Source organism: Streptomyces sp. NBC_00872 (assembly GCF_045161915.1).
In the GTDB taxonomy this organism is placed as follows: Bacteria; Actinomycetota; Actinomycetes; order Streptomycetales; family Streptomycetaceae; genus Streptomyces.
Genome location: NZ_CP108806.1, coordinates 8600492 through 8622549 on the forward strand (window position 1 = coordinate 8600492; position 22058 = coordinate 8622549).

Annotated in this window: 21 protein-coding genes and 1 pseudogene; 10 read left to right on the top strand and 12 right to left on the bottom strand. The window is 69.8% G+C overall.

All coding sequences use genetic code 11. From position 1 onward, the window contains the following. Window positions 1-206 precede the first annotated feature (206 nt). From OG214_RS36630 to OG214_RS36640, 3 genes are read left to right on the top strand one after another with little or no spacing between them, the layout of a single operon-like run. Window positions 207-1100, top strand: a complete 894-nt coding sequence (locus OG214_RS36630; RefSeq protein ID WP_405987223.1) for an ABC transporter substrate-binding protein — start codon at window positions 207-209, stop codon at window positions 1098-1100. Window positions 1101-1117: 17 nt separating this feature from the next. Then, entirely contained in the window at window positions 1118-2050 is a 933-nt protein-coding gene (locus OG214_RS36635) for an amino acid ABC transporter permease (protein WP_405987708.1), read from the top strand. Beyond that, window positions 2047-2808 carry an amino acid ABC transporter ATP-binding protein gene (locus tag OG214_RS36640; RefSeq protein ID WP_363083432.1) on the top strand — a complete coding sequence of 254 codons (762 nt, stop codon included), beginning with the start codon at window positions 2047-2049 and terminating at the stop codon, window positions 2806-2808. The genes OG214_RS36635 and OG214_RS36640 overlap by 4 nt, the downstream gene beginning before the upstream one ends. A 91-nt stretch (window positions 2809-2899) precedes the next feature. Here the strand turns inward: OG214_RS36640 and OG214_RS36645 are convergent, their stop codons facing one another. The 7 genes from OG214_RS36645 to OG214_RS36675 all read right to left on the bottom strand — a co-directional run bounded on the left by OG214_RS36645 (window position 2900) and on the right by OG214_RS36675 (window position 10285). Continuing rightward, window positions 2900-4252, bottom strand: a complete 1353-nt coding sequence (locus tag OG214_RS36645) for a cytochrome P450 (protein WP_405987224.1) — start codon at window positions 4250-4252, stop codon at window positions 2900-2902. Further along, window positions 4249-4857 carry an ATP/GTP-binding protein gene (locus OG214_RS36650; RefSeq protein ID WP_363083430.1) on the bottom strand — a complete coding sequence of 203 codons (609 nt, stop codon included), beginning with the start codon at window positions 4855-4857 and terminating at the stop codon, window positions 4249-4251. The genes OG214_RS36645 and OG214_RS36650 overlap by 4 nt, the downstream gene beginning before the upstream one ends. Then, a complete protein-coding gene (locus OG214_RS36655; protein WP_363083429.1) occupies window positions 4835-5206 on the bottom strand; it encodes a DUF742 domain-containing protein in 372 nt (123 codons plus the stop codon). The genes OG214_RS36650 and OG214_RS36655 overlap by 23 nt, the downstream gene beginning before the upstream one ends. Next, window positions 5203-5613 (bottom strand): roadblock/LC7 domain-containing protein, encoded by a 411-nt coding sequence (locus OG214_RS36660; RefSeq protein WP_363083428.1) that lies wholly within the window; start codon window positions 5611-5613, stop codon window positions 5203-5205. The genes OG214_RS36655 and OG214_RS36660 overlap by 4 nt, the downstream gene beginning before the upstream one ends. 2 nt (window positions 5614-5615) lie before the next feature. Then, a complete protein-coding gene (locus tag OG214_RS36665; RefSeq protein ID WP_405987225.1) occupies window positions 5616-7340 on the bottom strand; it encodes an ATP-binding protein in 1725 nt (574 codons plus the stop codon). Window positions 7341-7943: 603 nt separating this feature from the next. Then, entirely contained in the window at window positions 7944-9347 is a 1404-nt protein-coding gene (gene sthA / locus OG214_RS36670; protein ID WP_363083426.1) for a Si-specific NAD(P)(+) transhydrogenase, read from the bottom strand. A gap of 266 nt (window positions 9348-9613) precedes the next feature. Next, the gene (locus tag OG214_RS36675) at window positions 9614-10285 is read right to left on the bottom strand and encodes an HAD family hydrolase (protein WP_405987226.1); all 672 of its coding nucleotides are present in this window, start codon (window positions 10283-10285) and stop codon (window positions 9614-9616) included. Window positions 10286-10404: 119 nt separating this feature from the next. Between OG214_RS36675 and OG214_RS36680 the strand changes: the two genes are divergently transcribed. The 6 genes from OG214_RS36680 to OG214_RS36705 all read left to right on the top strand — a co-directional run bounded on the left by OG214_RS36680 (window position 10405) and on the right by OG214_RS36705 (window position 15479). Continuing rightward, on the top strand, window positions 10405-11625 hold the full coding sequence (locus tag OG214_RS36680; RefSeq protein WP_405987227.1) for a helix-turn-helix domain-containing protein: 1221 nt from the start codon (window positions 10405-10407) through the stop codon (window positions 11623-11625). Window positions 11626-11730: 105 nt separating this feature from the next. Next, window positions 11731-12153, top strand: a complete 423-nt coding sequence (locus OG214_RS36685; protein ID WP_405987228.1) for a hypothetical protein — start codon at window positions 11731-11733, stop codon at window positions 12151-12153. 13 nt (window positions 12154-12166) lie between these two features. Next, window positions 12167-12901 (top strand): DUF6415 family natural product biosynthesis protein, encoded by a 735-nt coding sequence (locus OG214_RS36690; protein WP_405987229.1) that lies wholly within the window; start codon window positions 12167-12169, stop codon window positions 12899-12901. A gap of 144 nt (window positions 12902-13045) precedes the next feature. Continuing rightward, window positions 13046-13906, top strand: coding sequence for a radical SAM protein (locus tag OG214_RS36695; protein ID WP_405987230.1), 861 nt, complete (start codon window positions 13046-13048; stop codon window positions 13904-13906). Between the two features lie 17 nt (window positions 13907-13923). Further along, window positions 13924-15060, top strand: a complete 1137-nt coding sequence (locus OG214_RS36700; protein ID WP_405987231.1) for a methyltransferase domain-containing protein — start codon at window positions 13924-13926, stop codon at window positions 15058-15060. A 155-nt stretch (window positions 15061-15215) separates the two neighbouring features. Continuing rightward, window positions 15216-15479, top strand: a complete 264-nt coding sequence (locus OG214_RS36705) for a hypothetical protein (RefSeq protein WP_405987232.1) — start codon at window positions 15216-15218, stop codon at window positions 15477-15479. A 232-nt stretch (window positions 15480-15711) separates the two neighbouring features. Here OG214_RS36705 and OG214_RS36710 read toward each other — a convergent pair. Beyond that, window positions 15712-16272: pseudogene (locus tag OG214_RS36710) on the bottom strand (FAD-dependent oxidoreductase); the annotation flags it as partial. A gap of 146 nt (window positions 16273-16418) precedes the next feature. On the opposite strand from OG214_RS36710, the gene OG214_RS36715 reads away from it, so the two are divergent. Next, the gene (locus tag OG214_RS36715) at window positions 16419-17555 is read left to right on the top strand and encodes a DUF475 domain-containing protein (protein WP_405987233.1); all 1137 of its coding nucleotides are present in this window, start codon (window positions 16419-16421) and stop codon (window positions 17553-17555) included. 72 nt (window positions 17556-17627) lie between these two features. On the opposite strand, the gene OG214_RS36720 is transcribed toward OG214_RS36715, so the two are convergent. From OG214_RS36720 to OG214_RS36735, 4 genes are all read right to left on the bottom strand, one after another. Continuing rightward, the gene (locus OG214_RS36720; RefSeq protein ID WP_405987234.1) at window positions 17628-18356 is read right to left on the bottom strand and encodes a VOC family protein; all 729 of its coding nucleotides are present in this window, start codon (window positions 18354-18356) and stop codon (window positions 17628-17630) included. Between the two features lie 205 nt (window positions 18357-18561). Further along, window positions 18562-20493 (bottom strand): glycoside hydrolase family 15 protein, encoded by a 1932-nt coding sequence (locus OG214_RS36725; protein WP_405987235.1) that lies wholly within the window; start codon window positions 20491-20493, stop codon window positions 18562-18564. A gap of 60 nt (window positions 20494-20553) precedes the next feature. After that, entirely contained in the window at window positions 20554-21372 is an 819-nt protein-coding gene (locus OG214_RS36730) for a beta-glucanase (RefSeq protein ID WP_405987236.1), read from the bottom strand. Between the two features lie 203 nt (window positions 21373-21575). After that, complete coding sequence (locus tag OG214_RS36735; protein WP_363086471.1) at window positions 21576-21920, bottom strand: hypothetical protein; 345 nt, start codon at window positions 21918-21920, stop codon at window positions 21576-21578. Window positions 21921-22058: the final 138 nt, after the last annotated feature.

Below are 22058 nucleotides of genomic sequence, written 5' to 3' on the forward strand. Positions count from 1 at the left end.
GGTGCGCGGCGGCGCCGGACGGCGGAGATCACCCGCCGTCCGGCGGGTACCACGATCCGTGAGGCGGGTGTGAGGAGGTGTGAGGACGCGTGGGGGATCCATCAGGGGAGTGTTCAAACCTCGCGACCGCGACGCATCGGCGGATTTCATACGATCGCAACGCTGTGATCTCGACAGATACCCCCGCGCGGTGTCAGTCTCCCGCCATGCACCTCACCGCCCGAAGCTTTCTCCCCGCCGTCTTCGTCCTCGCCGTCGCCGCCGCTACCGGGTGCGCGCCGCAGGAGACGTCGTCGTCGGACGAGTCCTCCGCCTCCACGCCCTCCTCCGCGCCGTCCGGCGCGTCCTCCTGCGACGCGGCCACCCTCGCGACGGAGACGAAGGGCAAGCTGACCGTCGGAACGGACAAACCGGCCTACGCGCCCTGGTTCGAGGACGACGACCCGGCGAACGGCAAGGGATTCGAGTCCGCCGTCGCATACTCCGTGGCCAAGGCACTCGGCTTCGGGAAGGACCAGGTCGTCTGGCAGACCGTCCCGTTCAACAACTCCTTCGCGCCGGGCGAGAAGAACTTCGACTTCGACATCAACCAGGTCTCCATCAGCGACGAGCGCAAGCGGGCCGTCGACTTCTCCTCGGGCTACTACGAGGTGCGCCAGACCGTGGTCGCGCTGAAGAAGTCCCCGTACGCCGGGGCGAAGAGCGCCGCCGACCTCAAGGGGGCCAAGCTCGGCGCGCAGGTCGGCACCACCAGCCTGGACACGATCAATGAAGTGATCAAGCCGACGCAGCAGCCCGCCGTCTTCCAGAAGAACGATTTCGCCAAGTCCGCGCTGCGCAACGGCCAGGTCGACGCCATCGTCGTCGATCTGCCCACGGCCTTCTACATCACCTCGGCCGAGGTGCCGGACGCCGAGGTCGTCGGCCAGTTCGCGAACTCGGCGGGCACGGCCGAGCAGTTCGGGCTCGTCCTCGACAAGGGCAGCGCGCTCACGACCTGTGTCACCCAGGCCGTCGACGGGCTGCGCGAGGACGGCACGCTCGCCGCGCTGGAGAAGCAGTGGCTGTCCGACGCGGTGGACGCGCCGGTGCTCAAGTGACCTCGGACACCGTCCCCATGGAGAAGGGCGGCGGCGAGGGCGGGGACCCGGGTGAAGACGAGGGCGGTGGCGGCGGTGTGAGCAAGGGCGACGGCGGCGCGGACGGGTACACACCGTCCGCGCGACGGCTCGAACGCGAGCGGTACAAGCGCGCCCGTGCCCGCCGCGCCACCGCCGTCGCCGCGCTCTCCACCCTGGTGACGGGCGTCGTCCTCTTCCTCGTCATCACCGGCTCGCCCGGCTGGCAGCGCACCCGCGAGACCTTCTTCAGCGCCGAGTACGCCAGGATGGCGCTGCCCCAGGTCCTCGACGGTCTGCTGCTCAATCTGCGGCTGCTGGCGGTCTGCGGGGTGGCCGTCCTCGCTCTCGGACTGCTGCTGGCCGTCGCCCGCACCCTGCGCGGCCCGGTCTTCTTCCCCATCCGGGCGCTGGCCACCGCCTACACCGACTTCTTCCGCGGACTGCCCCTGATCATCTGTCTGCTGATGGTCGTCTTCGGTGTACCCGCGCTCAGGCTCCAGGGCGTCACCACGGACCCCGTGGTGCTCGGCGGTACGGCGCTCGTGCTGACCTACTCCGCGTATGTCGCCGAGGTCTTCCGGGCGGGCATCGAGTCCGTACACCCCTCGCAGCGTGCGGCGGCCCGCTCACTGGGGCTGTCCAGCGCCAAGACCCTGCGGTACGTGGTGCTCCCGCAGGCCGTACGGCGTGTGGTGCCGCCGCTCCTGAACGATCTGGTGTCGCTCCAGAAGGACACGGGACTGGTCTCGATCGCCGGTGCCGTCGACGCCGTCTACGCGGCCCAGATCATCGCGGGAAAGTACTTCAACTACACGCCGTACGTGGTCGCGGGCCTCGTCTTCGTCGCGCTGACGATCCCGATGACCCGCTTCACCGACTGGGTCACCGCCCGGATGGACCGCAGACGCGCACAGGGAGGAACCGTATGACCACCGCCGACGCCCCGGTGCTGCGCCTGGAGTCCGTACGCAAGACGTTCGGCCGGGACCGGGTCGTCCTGCGCGATGTCACCCTCGATGTCGCACCGCACACCGTGACGGCGCTGATCGGTGCCTCGGGCTCCGGCAAGTCGACCCTGCTGCGGTGCGCCAATCTGCTGGAGGAGATCGACGACGGGGCGATCTTCCTCGACGGCGAGGAGATCACCGATCCACGGGCCGACCCCGACGCGGTGCGCCGCCGGATCGGGGTGGTCTTCCAGTCGTACAACCTGTTCCCGCATATGACGGTCCTGCAGAACATCACCCTCGCGCCGCGCCGGGTCCTCGGTGTCCCGCGCGAGGAGGCGGAGGAGCGGGCCGGGGAACTGCTGGACCGCCTCGGTCTCGGTGACAAGGCGCGGGAGTACCCGGACCGGCTCAGCGGCGGCCAGCAGCAGCGCGCCGCGATCGTCAGGGCCCTGGCCGTACGCCCGCGGCTGCTGCTCCTCGACGAGATCACCGCCGCGCTCGACCCGGAACTGGTCGGCGAGGTGCTCTCGGTCGTACGGGACCTCAAGGACGACGGGATGACGATGGTGCTGGCCACCCATGAGATGGGCTTCGCCCGGGAGGTCGCCGACCAGATCTGCTTCCTCGACGCGGGGGTGGTCCTGGAGCGCGGCACACCGCGGGAGGTCTTCGGCGATCCGCGGGAGGAGCGTACGAAGCGGTTCCTGCGGCGGATCGTCGAAGCGGGCCGTCTCTGACCGGCCGTCTCCGACCGGCCCCCTGACCCCCGGGAGGGGCCGGCGCCCTGGGCCGGGGGACGGCTGCGTGTCTCATACGGGCCCCGGCGTCTCAAACGGGCCCCGGCCGGCGCGGCGCCGCGGAGAACTCCACGGGCAGGGAGACGGGGACCCGTGTCCAGGGGGAGGGCTGCCAGCTCACATCCTCGGGCCGGACGGCGAGCCTCATATCGGGCAGCAGATGCAGCGCGGTGTTCACCGCGGTACGGGTGATCAGCCGCGCCGGCACCTGCGCCGGGCACACATGCGGACCCGCCGAGAACGCGAGATGCGCGCGGTTGCCCGGCTCGCCCGCCTCGTCGGGACGGATCGCGGGATCGTCGTTGGCGGCGGCGATCCCCAGGATCAGCACATCGCCGCGCCGGATATGACGACCGCCCAGCTCGGTGTCGCGCAGCGCGTACCGGGCGGGCATGTTGTTCATCGGGGGATCGCGCCACAGCGCCTCGTCCAGCGCGTCGTCCACACCGAGCCGGCCGCCGTGCAGCCGGGCCGCGAACCGGGGATCGGTGAGCATCAGCCGCAGGGCGTGGGAGATCCAGGCGTTGACGCCCTCCGTGCCCGAGGAGATCATCACCACCATCGACTGAAGACGTTCCGCGTCGGTGCGGAGATTCGGATGGTGGATGATCGCGGTCGTCAGATCGTCGGCCGGATTGAGCTGCCGCTCGCACAGCGTGTCGACCAGGATCTCCTGGAAATGGCGGTTGCCGTCCTGCGAGTCGTCGGCGCTGCCGAACAGGGCCACCAGCGCGCGCCGCAGCTCCTGGCCCTCGGCGCTGTCCAGCCCGAACAGTGACGCGATGGAGAGCAGCGGCACGATCGCCGCGTACTCGCTCACCAGATCGGCCCGGCCGTGCGGGGAGAACTCCGCGATCAGCTCAGTACAGACCGACTCGACCTGGCGGCGGGCCTTGCGCTGGTCGATCCGCGCGACACCGTCGTCCAGGGGCTGGCGGAGCCGGCGGTGCTCGGGGCCGTCCGCGCCGATGACATTGGCGCGCCAGGCCATCATCGGCAGCAGTCCCGACCGCGGGGAGACCACACCGTCGTTGAGATCGCGCCAGTTGCGGGCGTCGCGGGAGAAGACCTGCTCCTGACGGGTGACGGTCAGCAGCTCCCGGTAGCCCATCACGAGCCAGGCGGGCACGCCCGGCTCCAGCTCCACCTTGGCCACGGTGCCCCACCGCTCCCGCAGACCGCGGTAGACCTCGCGCGGTTCGGCCGCGCCCGTCGCGGACGAGAGCGGGAACAGCTCCGTACGGTCGCCGTGCGCGGGACAGCCGGGCGGCGGTGAGGGCGGTGAGGGTGGCGGGACCGATGAGGCGGGTGAGGCGGGTGAGGCCGGGGGGGACGCGGCCGGGGGGAGGGGGGCGGGCGGGGAGGGCGGCGGGAAGTGGCTCATGAGGCGGGCTCCTTGGTACGCACCGTACCGGCGGCGGACACGAACTCGACCAGGCTGATCAGCGCGTCCACCGACGGGGCACGCTCCCGCGCGTCGCACAGGACCACGGGCGTCTCCGGCAGCAGGTCGAGCGCGCGGCGCAGTTCCCGGGTCGCGTACTCCTCGCTGTCCGGGAACTGGTTGATCGCCACCGCGAACGGCAGCCCGCGCAGCTCCAGTTGTTCCAGTACGTCGAAGCTGTCCTCCAGCCTGCGGGTGTCGACGAGGACGAGCACCCCGAGCGCGCCCTCCGCCAGGCCCTCCCACAGATCCCAGAACCTCCGCTGCCCGGGAGTGCCGAACAGATAGAGGACCAGACGGGAGTTGAGCGTGATCCGGCCGAAGTCCATGGCGACCGTGGTGGTGGTCTTGGTGGACATCCCGGCGAGATCGTCCACGCCGACACTCGCCTCCGTCATCACCTCTTCGGTGCGCAGCGGTTCGATCTCGCTGACCGAGCCGACCAGTGTGGTCTTGCCGACGCCGAACGCGCCCACCACCAGGATCTTCACAGCCTGCTGGACAGTGTCGGGCAAATAGCGGTCAGCGGAGCCGACGGAGACCATCCAGTACCTCCTGAAGCAATTGCGGGTCGGGCTGCACGGCCTGGGGGACGCCGGAGCGCGCGGACAGATGACCGCTGTCGACGAGATCGGAAGCCAGCACCTTCACCAGGCTCACCGGCAGTTCGAGATGGGCGGACGCCTCCACCAGCGAGAGCAGCCGCTCACACATCCGTACAAGGGCGCGCTCCTCGCGGGTCGCGGAGACAGGCAGCTCGCACGGCGGGTCGGCCGCGATGAGCAGGGTCTCGACCCCCACGGTGTTCCGCGAGGGCCGGGAGCGTCCCTTGGTGATCACATAGGGGCGTAAGGCTCCTGAGCCGTACTCCCCCTCGTCCTCCGGACTGTTCACCGAGCCGATTCCTGCCGCGGCGGACTGCTCAGATTCCCGGCGCCGATCTTCAGCACCTGCGCCTGCATCTGCCGGGCGACCAGCTTCGGGTCCACCACCGGGCCCGTCACCACGGCGAGATGGGCGCCGCCCGCGCTGCGCATGAAGAGGAACCCCCCGTTGAACTCGACCATCTGCTGATGCACGGCTCCGCCGTCCTCGCCGAACTCCCTGCCGAGGCTGCGGGCGAGGGACTGCAGCCCCGAGCAGTTCGCCGAGAGCCGGTCCGCGGAGTTGCGGTTCATCCCCTCGGAGCTGGCCAGCAGCAGTCCGTCGGCGCTGAAGACGATCACTTCTCTCACCCCGGGCACCACGGCGACATCGGCGATCATCCACCCGCGTTGCTCCGGGTTCTCCACGTAACTCATGCTCAGTTCAGTCCTTCCGGTTCGGGTGTGGGGGAGGAGGGCCCGTCGGGGCCCTCGTTCGGGAGGGAGGAGGACGGCGCGCCGGGACGGCCGCCCTCGAAGAACTGCTCCATCCAGTCACCGGCCTGTTCCGGTGTGCCCGGCGGTGGCGTGGCGGTGGGGGCCGCCTCGGCCGCGGGAGTGTATTCACCGCGCCGCGAACGGCGCTGGGGCAGCCGGCGGCCGGCCCGCGGCGGACCCGCGGGTGTCCCGGCTCCGGCCTGCGGGGCGTCCGGGACCGCCGGACCGGGAGTCACCGCCCCGGGAGTCACCGGGGCGGGATGCGCGGGGCCGGGATTCACCGGGGCGGGAGTCACAGGGGTGGGGGTCACCGGGGTCGGGGACGGGGGAACGGGGGTCACGGGCGCGGGGGTCACCGGACGGGATACGGCGGACACGGGGACGGCCGGTGCGGACAGGGCGGGTGCGGGGGACACCGGTACGGACACGGCGGCCGAGGGCGCCCGGCGCACCGGGATACCGGCCACGGTGGTCGTAGGAGCGGGCGTGGTGGTGCTCGCCGCCTCGGGCGCCGGCGCGGGCCGGGGCACGGACCGTACGGACACGGTGGTACCCGCGGGGGCGAGCGTCTCCAGCACCTCCGAGGGCACCAGCACCACCGCGCGGACCCCGCCGTACGGGGACGGCCCCAGATCGACATGGAAACCGTGCCGGTCGGCGAAGCGCCCCACGACCGCGAAGCCCGTCTGCGGGATCTCGCCGACCTCGCCGACCCCCAGGAGCCGCCGTCCCGAGACGATCTCGCGCGCCTCCGCGAGCCGGTACTCGTCCAGGCCGAGCCCTCCGTCGTCCACCTCGATGACCGCGCCGCGCTGCACCGTACGCACGGTCACCGGCACATTCGTCCGGGGCGGTGAGTACTCCGTGGCGTTGGCGAGCAGCTCGGCCAGCAGATGGACCAGCGGCTCGACCACCGAGGGACGCACACCGATGTCGGGGTCGCCGGTGACCTCGATACGCCGGTACGCCACGATCCGGCCGGACGCCGCCCGGACCACATCCACCAGCGCCAGCGGTTTCTGCCACTGCTGGCCCGGCCACTCGCCGCACAGCACCTTCAGGCTCTGCGCGTGCCGGGCCTGCTGGGTGGCCGCGTGGTCCACCCGCATGGTGGTCTCCAGCAGATCGGCGTCGCCGGGATAGCGGTCGGCCAGCCCCGTCACCGCGGCCTGGATCCGGTGCGCCGAGGTCTGGACGCGGCTCGCCAGCTCGACGAGCGCCAGCCGCTGCGACTCCTCACGGTGCTCGACCGAACGGGAGACCTCGGCCAGCAGCCGGTCGAACCACCGCGCCACCGGCTCCGCGGGCCGCTCACCGCGGTGCGGCGGCTCCGGGACGTCCGTCCTGCTGAGCGCGGCGGGCAGCCGCTCCTTGACGAGATGCTCGACCTCTTTCCGTACCAGCTCCGCCTGCTGCTCCAGCCGGGAGTGCCAGTCGGCCTCGCGGCGGTCCGCGGCGGTCTCGGCGTGCTGCTGCCGGCCGCGCAGATTCACCAGGGCGGTGAGCACCAGCACGGCGACCACGCCGTACGCCAGGGCCGCGGCGATATGGACGTGTGCGAGGGAGAACACCGCCGTACCGAGCGCGGCCGCGGTGACGGCGAGCGCTACCGGCCAGGGCCATGACGACAGACGGGACAGGGGCGAGGGCGCGGGGGAACGTGCCATGGAGAACCTTCGAGTTGGCTGAAAAACGTGGTCCGGCTGAATTCACCCGGGGGAAGTCACGGGCGGCGAAGGCGGTGGAGGGCCGGTATGAGCGCCGGGTGTACAGGCGTGGGGCGCCGGGCCCCTTCGGCCTCGGCGCGGACATACGGCTTGATCATGGGTAGAACTACCTCTTCACCGGACGCTGTTGGGGGATCGTACAGCCGACATCCTCACTCGATGTCATATCCCGGCCACATGCGGTTACGGCCGTTACCTATTTCCGAGTACACCGGACACCGTCCCCGGCAGGACGGATGTCGTGTGCATGTCATTGAAGGCCCGTCCGTCCGGCGGACCGGACGGCGGTCGTGACACACCGTTCCGGGCGGGAAGACACCGGGGGACAGCGGGGGACGGCACGGGGCGCGCGTCGCCGTCGGCGCTCGGTACCGGCCGGACCTGCCCGTACCCCCGGGCACGCCGGCCGGACCGCTCGGACTCCATGGCGCGGGCCGGACCGCACCCGTACGGATTCCCGGTTTCCGCCCCGGGCGACGGGGGCCGGGCCGAGGTGGCGGATTTTGACACCGCCAACCGTGGCCGCTCACGGCCCGTCAGCGCTCAGCGCCTCATACGGTCGGTCTGGCGGATCTTGTTCGTCACGTCCAGGGCGGCGACCTTGTACGACTCGGCGAGCGTCGGGTAGTTGAACACCGCGTCCACCAGGTAGTCGACCGTACCGCCGCAGCCCATCACGGCCTGGCCGATATGGATCAGCTCCGTCGCGCCCGAGCCGAAGCAGTGCACCCCCAGCAGCCGCCGGTCCTCGGGCGACACCAGCAGCTTCAGCATGCCGTGCGCGTCCCCGATGATCTGACCGCGCGCCAGTTCGCGGTAGCGCGCGACCCCGACCTCGAACGGCACCCGCGCGTCGGTCAGTTGATCCTCCGTCCGGCCGATGAAGCTGATCTCCGGAATGGTGTAGATCCCGATCGGCTGGAGGTGGTGCATCGCGTTCACCGGTTCGCCGCATGCGTGGTAGGCGGCCACCCGTCCCTGCTCCATCGAGGTCGCGGCCAGCGCCGGGAAGCCGATGACATCGCCGACGGCGTAGATGTGCGGCACCTCGGTGCGGTAGTGCTCGTCCACCGAGATCCGGCCGCGCTTGTCGGCGGAGAGTCCCGTCCTGTCGAGGTCGAGCTCATCGGTGAGCCCCTGCCGGCCCGCGGAGTACATCACGGCGTCGGCGGCTATCTTCTTGCCGCTCTCCAGGACGGTGAGCGTGCCCTGCTCATGCCGCTCGACCGCCGCGACCGTCTCACCGAAGCGGAAGGTCACCGCCAGATCGCGCAGCCGGTACTTGAGCGCCTCGACCACCTCGACATCGCAGAAGTCGAGCATTCCGTCACGCTGCTCGACCACGGTGATCTTGCTGCCGAGGGCCGCGAACATCGACGCGTACTCCATGCCGATGACACCCGCGCCGACGATCACCATGGAGCGGGGGACCTTCTCCATGTTCAGCACGCTGTCGGAGTCCAGGACCGTACGGTCGTCGAACTCCACGCTCGCCGGGCGGGCCGGGCGGGTGCCGGTGGCGATGACGATGTGCTCGGCGGTCAGCAGCCGGTCCTGCCCGGAGAGGTCCCGTACGGCGACGGTGTGGTCGTCCATGAACCGCCCGGTGCCCGACAGCAGCGTCACCTGGTTCCTGGCGAGCTGGTTGCGTACGACATCGACCTCCAGGCCGACCACATGCTGGGTACGGGCGGTGAGATCCGCGACGGTGATCTCTTCCTTGAGCCGGTAGCTCTGGCCGTACAGATCCCGCTGGGTCAGCCCGGTGAGATAGAGCACCGCTTCCCGCAGTGTCTTGGAAGGGACGGTTCCGGTATGAATGGAGACGCCGCCGACCATGTCGGGCCGGTCGACGACGGCGACCCGCCGGCCGAGTTTGGCCGCTGCTATGGCGGCCTTCTGGCCGCCCGGTCCTGATCCGATGACAAGCATGTCGAAGTCGGGCACGGGAGGAGTCTGTCAGCCGGGGGTGCTTCCCGGAAGGGCGGGCCCGGCAGCCGATGCGGCGGACCGGCACGAACAACGATCATTTACGGTGAGTTCTCGCGCGGTCGCCCGGCGGGGGCCTCCGTACCAGGGAGGATGACCACGCAGTGGTTCTGAAGACGTTCAGATGGGCTTTTCTCGTCACCGCGGCCGGTCTCGCCGCCGGGTCCTGCCCAGCCCTCACGGGGTGGGCAGGGGGCCCTTTCGTCATGCCGCGCTAGGTGTGGTCACACGTTGGTGGCGCGCACGAGCGCCGTTGTGTTCCGTAGATCGGCGAGAACAACGTCAGCCCCTGTCGCCAGCAGTTCGTCCTCGGTGCTTCGACCGGTTGCTACCGCGACCACACGCACCCCGTTGGCCACGCCGCCCGCCACGTCCGCAGGCGTGTCGCCGATCAGCACGGCCTCGTCCGCTGGGCAGTTGGCCCGTGCCAGAGACAGCCGGACGAGTTCAGGGCGCTCGTCGGCGTCCTCGCCGTATGCCCCCAACTCCCACACAATGTGGCGATCCAGACCGAACACGCCGAGTTTGATCTCTGAGACCCGCCGGATGTTCCCGGACACCACTGTCTGGACGACACCTGGCGATGAGGCCAGCGCGTCCAGTGCGGCAGCGGCTCCCGGGAGCGCGTGACCACGTTCGCGCAGCTCGGCGGAGTGCCGGATGTGCTCCTCTGCCAGTGCCTCGGCGAAGCGTTCGAAGTCGCCACGGTCGGTGGCCAAGCCGTGGAGCCTCGCCGTCTCCCGGAAGATCACGGGCTCCGTGATGCCGTCGATCTTCGCCTGCTCGCGCATGGGCAAGCCGGTCGTCTTCTGGAACGCGGTGGCGGACAGCTCCCGCCCCACGCCCCGTGTCGAGATCAGCGTGTGGTCGATGTCCCACAGCACCAGCCTCACCATTCGGCCTCCAACAGCCCTCAGAGCATCACAAGTTGTTGCGCTTTCGAACACGGAACATAGAGCAGGGGTCAGGCTCCCGCCCTACGCTGGCAATACCCACCCAGGGGAAGGGCGATCGAGTGACGGGCGTGCCAGGATTCCGCGTTGGCGATCGGGTCAAGTACTACCGCAAGATGCACGGCAACCGCAGCCAAGCCGTTGTTGCCGGCCTGTGCGGCATCACCGATCGCTACCTTTCGATGATCGAGAACGGCCAGAAGACTCCCTCGGCGGAGGTCCTGTCCCGGCTGGCGTCCGAGCTGGGCGTTTCCATTGCCGCACTCCTCAGCGACAGCCCCGACCCCGAGCCCGTAACCACCGACCGGACCGCGCCCGACGTCGCCAGCGTTCTCATGGGATACAGCCGGCCGCCGATCAGTGCGCCAGTGGTGCCCGCGGCCGAGCTGAGAGAGCGTGTGGAGCAGGCATGGCGGACCTGGCAGACGAGCACGACCCGGTTCACCGAGGCCGAGTCGACCTTTCCGGCACTGATCTCGGATGTCGAGCACGCTCTGCGTGCGCACCGCCGCGGCACCGATCAGGAGGTCCGGCGAGATGTCCTGCGGACGGCCGCAGATCTGTACGGCCTGCTGCGATCGTACTGTCGTCGCACCGGCCGCCTGGACCTGTCGCTCGTGGCCGCCGACCGGGCCATCCGTGCCGCCGAGGACGCCGATGATCCGGTACGCATCGCCGCCGCACAGTGGAATCTCGGGCATGTTCTGCTGTCGGACCAGCGACCCGGCGCATTGGGGGAGGCGAAGGAGGTCGCGCTCGCCGCAGTGGACCAGGTCAAGAGCGAAACCAGCACCCCTGAACTGGCAGCAGTGCAGGGAGCCCTGGAGCTGGTGGCAGTGGTCGCGGACGCTCGGCAGCACAACTGGTGGCAGGCCCGCCATCGGCTTACGAAGAGGGCTGTTCCCCTTGGAAGGACGGCGAAAGAGGGCAACGTACAGCGAACCGTCTTCGGACCGACGAACGTGGCCCTTCACGCCATGAGCATCGAAATGCTGGCAGGTGAGGCGTCAGAGGCGCTGAGGCTGGCCGACCAGGTTGACACTACGCCGCTTCCTTCCCGAGAGCGGCGGTTCACCTTCGGGCTGGAGGTGGCTCGCTGTTACGACCTCCGCCGTGAGGACGCTGCCGTCTATGTCCATCTTCTCGGCCTGGAGGAGTTGGCGCCTGAAGATCTGGCACACAGCCCGCAGGCGCGGAGCCTTGTGAGCGACCTGGTGAAGCGCGTTCGGCCCACGTACAGGGAGCAGGTCACCGAGCTAGCCGGTCGACTCGGAGTCATCTGACCATCCCGAACCAGGAGTTCACCCGAACTGAGAGTTCGGGTTGAGATCCTGCCGTCTCCATACAGTCGCGGTACTACTCGGCGACCGCGACGGAGACGAAAGCGCATGAAAATCAGGCTGCGCACGAGATCAGATGTCGTGCGGGTGGCTCGGTTCTACGCGCTCCAGGCCCTGGAGCAGATCGCTGCTCCGGGAGCCATTGCGGTCGAGCCAGAGCCGAGCGCGCCGGCCCTTCTCTTCCTCGTTCCGCCGGGGAGCGGCTGCGACTGGGACGTACCAACGACGACCGTGCTGACCGAGGGACAGTTCGTGCTGCCCCCGGAGGAGCGTCGGTCGCCTCCCGGCGTCTTCTGGCTGATTCCCCCGAGTCACGGCCAGTTGCACACCGATGTCCGTCATCTGCGCCGCGCGCTGCAAGCCGTGTTCCGTCTTCCCGAGCTGATCACCCCACTGCCGCACGGGGTCACCACTGATCCCCACTACACCCCGGCGACCGCGGACACGGCCCCGGGGCATGGACAACGCTAGAAGGAGCGTCGACATGCACGAAGCTACAGCCAGACCCACGGACCCGGAAGGTGACTCCCGGCCGCTCGACTTCCCCACGATGGTGAAGACAGCGCGGCAGGTCGTCGACTCGGACGCCCGGATGCCGGACGAGGACCTGGAGAGGGCCACGCACCTGATGCGTGGATACCTGGCCCTGCTGATTCCCGAGGCGGAGACCCGTCTCGGTCGACTCACCCCCGCAGGGATTGAAGAGGCCCGGCGACGCCTGGACTCCAGCCCGGCACTGCTCGGGCCGGCACGTCACACCCTCCGCCTGGCACGGTCCGTCATCACACTGTGCTCTCACCTGGGGCACGGCCGGCAGCCCACCGATGCGGAGCCGTGGACGCCACCGGCCGGGACGACGATCGAGATGGTGTCCGTGGGGCGTTACTGGGACGCCGTCCGGGTGCGGTCCTATATCGGCGAGCGTGTGATCGAGCGCCTGGGCGCGGACAGCGGTGCGGTCATCGAGGACTGGCACGGCCAGGTCCTGTACTGGCTGATTCCTCTCGGTGCCGCCGACACCTGGAATCTGCCGCTGTCGGCAGTCGTGCCGCTGAGCGTCGCCACCTTCCTCTCGGTGCCGCCCGTGAGCTACACGGGAGAGGAGAAGCGCCTGCGCTGGATCGTGCCGCTGACCACGACGTGCTACCTGACGGATCCCGAGCTGCTGCACGACGTGCTCACCGCGGAGATCCTCGCGGCGGCCAGCAGCACCCCATGAACTCCGTACCGGCCACCCCTATCGGCGGGGACGGTCCGGCCGGTACGGACAACTGCCCTGGTCGTCATGAGCGGCTGCTCTTCGACGGCCAGGGCAGGCACGACAAGCAGTCAAGCTCTCATCCATCCCGAGAGGAAAGCGATCATGACGACGCTTATCGAACTGCCCAGCCGAAAGACCGCGCCGCTCGACATACTGGAGCTGGAAGTCACCGGGGGGTGTCAGCTCACGTGCACGCACTGCCTGGCCTCGTCCAGCCCCCAGGGCACGCACGGCGCGATGACCCCGGCGAACTGGGAATCAGTCGTGACGGAGGCGGCGGCGCTCGGCATTCCGACGGTGCAGCTCATCGGGGGCGAGCCCACGATGTACCCGCAGTGGATCCCGCTCACCCAGCTCGCCCTGACGCTGGGCCTCAAGGTCGAGATCTACAGCAACCTGTATCACGTGCGCCCGCAGTGGTGGGACGTGTTCACCCAGGACGGGGTGTCGCTCGGGACGAGCTACTACAGCGACCGGGCCGAGGAGCACGACAAGATCACCGGACGGCCCGGGAGTTATCACCGGACCCGCTTCAATATCGAGCACGCGGTCTCACTCGGCATCCCGATCCGGGCCGGCATCGTGGAAGTGCTCTCCGGGCAGCGCATCGCCGAGGCGCGCGCCGAACTGCTGGACATGGGCGTCATGCGGATCAACACCGATCGGGCGCGTGCCGTGGGCAGGGCCTCGCTGCCGGGACAGACTCCGGCGCTGGCCGAGATGTGCGGCCGGTGCACCCGAGGGCGTGCGGCTGTACTTCCGAACGGCGACCTCGCGGGCTGCGTTCTCTCCCGCGACTTCCCCGCCGGCAACGTCCGGGAGCAGAGGCTGTCTGACCTGCTCAGCGGGCCTGCGTGGGCAGACCTCTCGGCAAAGATCCCCCTCCCCGCCCGCGGCGCGTGCGGACCCGACGACTCCGACGCCTGCGACCCCTCGAACAACGCATGCGACCCCACCGACTAGAACAAGGACGACCGCACATGGACTGGGAGCAGAGGGCCTTACGGCTCGCCGACCAGGTGACCGATCCCGTATCGCGGTGGCGCCTGCCCATCGCGAGCACGCCCCGGCACGAGCTGGTGCCGCGCTGGTGGGAGCGGCATGACGGGGACACGTGGATCCTTCGCGACGGCCCGTCGGACATCGAACCCTGGATGCGCACGGCCTATCAGGACAAGTCGGTGATCACCCGGGTGGGCGCGCTCCACGCCGACCACGGTGAGCCGGGCGACCTCACCGAGGGACGGCCGACCTCGTCCGCGACGCATCCGGGGCTGGTCGTACGGATGCTGCGCCACGGGCGGCTCGCCGACGGAATGGATGTGCTGGACGTCGGCACCGGGGCCGGGGGACTCACCGCGTGCGCGAGCTGGCGACTCGGTGACCGGCACGTGACGAGCGTCGACATCGACCCGTATCTCTGCGACGCCGCGCGGGGCCGCCTGGCGGCCATGGGCCTGCACCCGCAGATCCACGCCCTGGACGCCACCGCCGACAGGCTCCCCGGTACGTACGACAGGATCATTGCCACGGTCGCCGTGCGGCCGGTACCTGCGTCGTGGCTCGCGGCCCTGCGGCCGGGCGGCCGGCTGGTCACGACCATCGCGAACACCTCGCTGATCCTGACGGCCTGGAAGGGCGAGGACGGCGGGGCGGTCGGGCAGTTCGAGCGCGACTGGGCGGCATTCATGACCTCGCGCCGCGGCGCGGACTACAAGCCCGGCCTGGACCGTCTCTTCGCGGTGGCACGCGATGTCGACGGAGACAAGGTGTCGACCGGCCGGTATCCGGTGGTGGACGTGGAGAACGCCTGGGAACTGCGCTCCATGCTCGAAATCGTGGTGCCCGGCGTGGAGTTGGGCTACGAGCTGAACGGCCGGAAACGCGCCGCCTACCTCGTCCACGCGGACGGGTCATGGGCGCGCGCCATTGCCGAGCGTCTGGAGCCGCCCACGGTCCACCAGGGCGGGCCCCGCCAGTTGTGGGATGAACTGGAGCGCATCCGCAACCGGCAGGCTGCGGAAGGTGGCCTGTCGCTCTACGGCAGCCGCGTCCGGATCACGCCCGACGGCGTGATTCACCTGTCACGCGGACGGTGGACGGCCACCATCGCATGACGAAGGGTGGTACTCCGGCATTGCACTGGCACGGCTACGCATGGACGGGCCCGCGGTGCCGCCCGGGGAGCGACCCGCACCTCCGACCTCAGCCCACGGCCACGGAGCCACTGAGCATCGAGGTACAGCGAGCGCGGTTCGCCGAGACCGCCATTGTGGTCACCACACACAGCACGGCTGATGACGCATACGCCTGGCTGGAGGCCACGCTCCAGGAATACCCGCGGGCCGACCGGGCTCCGCTGCCGAAGGATGTGCTCGCGCAGGCACGGGCACGGCTCGAACAAGGCGGCGAGGTGGAGTGGTTCTACTACTCCATCGACGGCCGGTACGTGCAACGCACTCTCGATATCTGTCCCCGTCCCGGCGCCGAGAAGTTGCGGTGGCCGCACGGTGACTGCCGGCAGCCTCCGCGGTAGGGCCAGTACGGCAGGTATCAACCCCAAGGCGACCGAATCGGGGTAGGGGGCGCACCGTGAACGGCCTGCCCGAGTCAGTGGTCCGGAAGCCCTGGCTGGGGCAGGTCTGCGGCCTCGCCGCTTGGTACCCGGAAGGTCCGAGCGGCGAGGCCGCTCCCACTCTTCCGCGAGCGAAGTCCCTTACGTTCGGTCGCTTTCCCTCACAGTAGAGTCATAGTGCAGGGATGAGGTTGAGCCCGATGACACCCGCGCCGACGATCACCATGGAGCGGGGGACGTTCTCCATGTTCAGCACGCTGTCGGAGTCCAGGACCGTGCGGTCGTCGAACTCCACGCTCGCCGGGCGGGCCGGGCGGGTGCCGGTGGCGATGACGATGTGCTCGGCGGTCAGCAGCCGGTCCTGCCCGGAGAGGTCCCGTACGGCGACGGTGTGGTCGTCCATGAACCGCCCGGTGCCCGACAGCAGCGTCACCTGGTTCCTGGCGAGCTGGTTGCGTACGACATCGACCTCCAGGCCGACCACATGCTGGGTACGGGCGGTGAGATCCGCGACGGTGATCTCTTCCTTGAGCCGGTAGCTCTGGCCGTACAGATCCCGCTGGGTCAGCCCGGTGAGATAGAGCACCGCTTCCCGCAGTGTCTTGGAAGGGACGGTTCCGGTATGAATGGAGACGCCGCCGACCATGTCGGGCCGGTCGACGACGGCGACCCGCCGGCCGAGTTTGGCCGCTGCTATGGCGGCCTTCTGGCCGCCCGGTCCTGATCCGATGACAAGCATGTCGAAGTCGGGCACGGGAGGAGTCTGTCAGCCGGGGGTGCTTCCCGGAAGGGCGGGCCCGGCAGCCGATGCGGCGGACCGGCACGAACAACGATCATTTACGGTGAGTTCTCGCGCGGTCGCCCGGCGGGGGCCTCCGTACCAGGGAGGATGACCACGCAGTGGTTCTGAAGACGTTCAGATGGGCTTTTCTCGTCACCGCGGCCGGTCTCGCCGCAGGGGCGCTCTACGACGGATGGGCCGCCCTCGGACTCGTCGCGATCCTGGCCGTGCTGGAGGTCTCGCTCTCCTTCGACAACGCGGTGATCAACGCCGGGATCCTGAAGCGGATGAGCGCCTTCTGGCAGACGATCTTCCTCACCGTCGGTGTGCTGATCGCGGTCTTCGGGATGCGGCTCGTCTTCCCCGTGCTGATCGTCGCGGTCACCGCCAAGATCGGCCCCGTCCAGGCCGTCACACTGGCGCTCGACGACAAGGACCGCTACCAGCAGCTGGTGACCGACGCCCACCCGGCGATCGCCGCCTTCGGCGGGATCTTCCTGCTGATGATCTTCCTCAACTTCATCTTCGAGGAGCGGGAGATCACCTGGCAGACCTGGCTGGAGCGGCCCCTGGCCAAGCTCGGCAAGGTCGAGATGCTCTCGGTCTGCATCGCGCTGATCGTGCTGGTCGTCGCCGCCATGACGGTGGCCACCCATGCCCACCAGCACGGCGGAGGACACGCGGACAAGGCCCAGACGGTGCTGACCGCCGGAGTCGCCGGACTCATCACCTATCTGGTGGTCGCCGGGCTCTCCGCCTTCTTCGAGAACCGCATCGAGGAAGAGGAGGAGGAAGCCGAGGAGGCCGAGGAGAAGGCGCGCGGGAGACGGGGCGGCTCGAACGGCGCGGTGGTCGCTCTCACCGGCAGGGCCGCGTTCTTCACCTTCCTCTATCTGGAGGTCATCGACGCGTCGTTCTCGTTCGACGGTGTCATCGGCGCCTTCGCCATCACCAACGACATCGTGCTGATGGCCCTCGGCCTCGGTATCGGCGCCATGTACGTCAGGTCGCTCACCGTCTATCTGGTCCGGCAGGGGACCCTCGACGACTTCGTCTTCCTGGAGCACGGCGCGCACTACGCGATCGGCGCGCTCGCCGTGATCCTCCTGGTCACCATCGAGTACCAGATCAGCGAACTCATCACCGGTCTCGTCGGTGTCGTGCTGATCGCCTGGTCCTTCTGGTCCTCGGTACGCCGTAACGCCCGTATCGCCAGGGAGACCGAGAAGGCCCGCGCCGTGGACAACACGGGATGACGACGGCGCGGCCCGCCCGCCCGGCGGGCCGGCCGCCGCCTCCGCTCGTTCAGCAGGTGATCCTCCGCTCGTTCAGCCGGTGATCGTGAACAGCCCGCCGTCCGGGTCGCGGAGGGTGGCCTCCCGTCCCGGGCCTCCCGGGCCCGAGGGCGCCGGCGGAGCGACGACCACGCCCCCGGCGGCGGACGCGGCCACCACGGCGCTGTCCACGTCGGGCACCCGGAAGTACACATGCCAGCGGGGCCGGATCTGCGGGTCGGGGGCGCTCTCGACGGCTCCGCCGCGCAGCGCGGCGACCGTGTGCGTGCCGTCGCGCACCATCACCTGATGGTCCTCGTAGTGCACCTCGCAGCTCTCCCGCTCGTCCGAGCCCCAGACGAGCACCTGTCCGTAGAAGATGGCGGCGGCGAAGGCGTCCCTCGTACGCAGCTCCAGCCGGGCGGGCCCGCTGCCCCGCCCCACGGACCAGCCCGGGATGGTCTCCCCCTCCCAGAACCCGAACACGGCGCCGTCCGGGTCGGCGGCGAGGGTGGCGCGGCCGGTGGGCATGGCGAGCGGGCCGACGGCGATGGTCGCGCCCCGCTCCCGGACGCGGGCGGCGGCCGTGTCCGCGTCGTCCACCAGAAAGTACGGGGTCCAGGTCACCGCGGCCTGGAGGCTGGTAGCGAGCGCCCCGATACCCGCGACCGCGAATCCGTCGGCGAGCGCGACGCGGAACTCGTCGCCCAGCGTCGTCGGCCGGAAGGTCCAGCCGAGCGCCCTGCCGTAGAAGTTCTGGACGCCCCGGAGATCGCGGGCCATGAGACTCACCCAGCACGGGGCCCCTATCACCGCGTGTCGTGTCACCGGCATGGTTCTCGTCCACTCCGTTCCGTTTCCGTTCCACCTGGTCGGACAGGCCGGCCCCCTCTTGTCATGGTTCCCCGGGCCCCGCCGCGGCGCATTCCGGAGCACCCCCGCCACGGTGGGGACGGAACGCGCCCGGCACGGCGGGGGTCCGGCGCGCTCAGCCCATCGCGCGGTCGAGATTGATCGCCGAGCTGATCAGGGCGAGATGGGTGAACGCCTGCGGGAAGTTGCCCAGGTGCTCGCCGGTCAGTCCGATCTGCTCGGCGTAGAGACCCACATGGTTGGCGTAGGTGAACATCTTCTCCAGCGCCAGCCGTGCCTGTTCCACATCGCCGGTACGGGCGAGCGCCTCCACCCACCAGAACGAGCAGATCGAGAAGGTGCCCTCGGTACCGGTCAGCCCGTCGGGGGCCTGTTCGGGGTCGTACCGGAACACCAGGCTGTCCACCACCAGCCGCTTGCCGATGGCCTCGACGGTGGACAGGAAACGCGGGTCGACCGGTGAGACGAACTTGACCATGGGCATCAGCAGCAGCGAGGCGTCCAGGATGTCCGCGGGTTCCTGTCCGTCCTCGGCGGCGAGACGCTGGACGAAGGTACGCTCTCGCGCGTTCCAGCCGCGCGCCATGATCTGGCGGTAGATCCGGTCCCGGACCGAGATCCAGCGGCCGAGATCCCCGGGCAGCCCGCGCTGACGCGCCATCCTGATCATACGTTCGACCGCGACCCAGCACATGAGCCGTGAGTAGGTGTGGTGCTGCTGCCCCGCCCGGGTCTCCCAGATCGACTCGTCGGTGGTGTCCCAGTGCGCCATCAGCCATTCCAGGATGTCGCACAGATCGGTCCAGCTGTCGTGCGAGATGCCCACGCCGTACTTGTTGAACAGATAGATCGAGTCGATCAGTTCGCCGTAGATGTCGAGCTGACGCTGGACACTGGCGTTGTTGCCGGTACGGACCGGGCGCGAGCCCCGGTACCCGTCGAGATGCCCGAGCACCTCCTCGGGGAGGGTGTCGTGTCCGTCGATCGAGTACATGACACGCAGCGGGCCCCCGCCGCCGTCGGGCTCCGCGCCGTGCAGCCGGTCGGTCAGCCAGTCCATGAATCCCTGCGCCTCCTGGGTGAAGCCCAGCCGCAGCAGGGCGTACAGGGAGAACGCGGCGTCGCGGATCCATACGTACCGGTAGTCCCAGTTGCGCGAGCCGCCCACCTGTTCGGGCAGGGCGAGGGTCGGCGCGGCCACGATGGCACCGGACGGTTCGTGCGTCAGCAGCTTGAGGGTGAGCGCCGAGCGGTGGACCATCTCGCGCCAGCGGCCGGTGTAGGTGGACTGGCTCAGCCAGCGGCGCCAGAAGGCGACGGTGGACTCGAAGAGCGACTCGGCGGCGACCGCGTCGACCGCGCACGGATCGGGTTCGGTCGTGGAGCCGTCGAATCCGCCCGCCGTCTCCAGGTCGAACAGCGCCGTCTCCCCCTCGGGGAGGTCGAACTCCGCGTGGGCGTCGGTGGCGTCGAGGTCCAGCGTGATGGACGACCGCAGCCAGAGTGTCAGGGAGTCGCCGACGAACCGTACGCCGTCGGGGATCCGCTCCAGCCGGTGCCTGTCGCGGCCGTAGTTGAGCCTCGGCGCGATCCGGACCCCGAGCCGCATCCGGCCTCGGACATTGACCACGCGGCGCACCAGCCGCTGCCGGTGCTGGGTGTCCCGCTCCCGCACGATCGGCATGAAGTCCTGGACCTCCACGATGCCGTCCGCCGTGAGGATCCGGGTGATCAGGATATTGGTGTCGGGGAAGTAGAACTGGTTGCGGGTGGCGGAGTCGCACACCGGCGCGATGTCCCAGAAGCCGCCCCGCTCCTTGTCGAGCAGGGCCGCGAAGACACTGGGGGAGTCGAAGCGGGGGGCGCAGAACCAGTCGATGCGTCCATTGGTCCCGACGAGCGCGGAAGTCCGCAGATCCCCGATCAGACCGTGCTCGGCGATCGGCAGATAGCCCTCGGCCGGGTCGCCCGGGGCAGCGGTGTCCTGATCGTCCTGATCATCACGTTTCACCCCGCCAAGTCTCGCCCACGGGTCCCGCCCCCGCATGTCGATACCTGCGCGCGGAACCTGCGCACAGAATCGGTGCGCGGAACCGGTGTGCGGTACCTACGCGCGGAACCGGTGCGCGGCTCTGGAGAGCAGACCGGGGAAGCGGCCCCGGGACGAGGCCAGGAAACCGGGCCGGTGGACGCGGAGGAAGTCGACCTCGTACGACATGGCCGTGGCGGACGGGTCCGGGGCGGGGTGGTAGCGGCCCGCGCAGACCGAGAGGTTCACGATCAGAGAGGCGTTCCAGCCGCGGCCCACACCCCGCCCGTCGGAGTAGGCGCGCCGGCCGTTGACCCACCAGACGACGGACCCCGACCGGAATTCGACCCGCAGATCGACCTGGGCGCCGGGCCGGATCGAGGAGTGGGTGTAGTAGCGCTGACCGCCCCTCACATGGTTGGAGAGTTCGAGCAGGTCCGGGTTGTCGGGGTGGTACTCGAAGACATCGATCTCGTTCCCGCCGTCCCGCCAGGTCCAGATCGCGGGCCAGGCGCCGGGCTCGGTGGGCAGCCGTACCCGGGTCTCCAGGATGTCGCCGGTCCGGACGGTGAAGCCCTCCGCGCTCTCCTCGGTCGTCAGCAGGCCGGTGTTCCAGTTGCCGTCGGGGCGGCGGGTCGCGCGGAACGTACCGGTGCGGCTGTAGTCGGCGTCGGGCACGAGATGGTCGAGCTTGTTGTCCCCGGGGTTGGTCGGACCGCCGTCCGGATAGGCCCAGGTGCGGCCCGCGACCCACTGGTCCTCGGAGGAGAAGTCGGCCGTGAAGCAGAGGGAACCGTTCCGGGGAGGCGGGCCGCCGGGAGACGGTACGGAGGGCCGGGGCCGGGGCCTGAGCTTCCGGGTGAGCCACTCCACAAGCGCGGACCCTTGGTGGCTCATGGCGTCCTTCTTCCCCGGAGCTGAGGTCGTCTCGGGGCGGACGGGCCCCCGGCCGCGCGCCGGGGGAGCCCGGAAACACGGACGTTCACCATGCTAGGGAGACGGAGCGGGCGCCGCGAGTGACGCGGCACGGGGACACGGCCGACCTTCAGTTCGGACCGTCCCTCCCAGGTGGCAAGGTCCGGGCGGCGGACGGACCGTGCTCAGGCGGAGGTCTGCGCGGTGCCCGCCTCCGCGCCGCCCGTACCGTTGATCTTCTCGATCGCCTGCCGGGCGTGCTCCCCCGGCGTACGCGCCGTGAGCGCCGAGACGGTGGACGGCGCGCTGACGGGCCAGTCCTGCGCGGGCTTCGCGTGGGTGGTGGAGCGGGAACGCAGCCGATGGCTCGCCGCCTCGTCCAGACCGACCGGCCGCTGCATCTGCGCGGCCAGCCGGCCGGCCTCCTGCCCGAGCGCGGCGACGTCCTCCCACGGCAGACGGACCACCAGCCGGAGTTCGGCCTCCCCGTCGGGAAGGGCATGGAGGGAAGCGTTGACGGAGTCGTTCATGGGCTGGTCCTGTCCTCGGTCTCGGGATGGGGTCACCCCGGCGGTGAGGCCGGGCATCACACACGGGGTGCGCAGAGTGATACGGGGAACTCGCCCGTCCTGTTCATCGCGCCGGGCGCCGGACCCGTCCGTACGCCG